The 209-nt window shown below is 55.0% G+C and carries 1 pseudogene; it reads left to right on the forward strand.

Annotation, left to right across the window (positions count from 1 at the left end):
• Positions 1-209 (forward strand): annotated as a pseudogene (locus AC0QH1_RS00250) (serine/threonine protein kinase); the annotation flags it as partial.

Consider the following 209-nt stretch of genomic DNA (forward strand, 5'->3'; position numbering starts at 1 on the left):
AAATATTGCAACCGCTGCGGCACGCAACTGACGCCGATATTGCGCGATCGCTATCGTATCGAGCGCCCCCTGGGAAGCGGTGGATTTGGCAGAACCTATTTAGCCAGCGACACAGACCGACGGGATGCAGTTTGCGTGGTCAAACAGTTTGCACCCAGTGGCGGAATGAGCAGCAACCCGCAACTATTGGAAAAGGCGATCGCGTTATT

This window comes from Phormidium sp. CCY1219 (assembly GCF_055795085.1).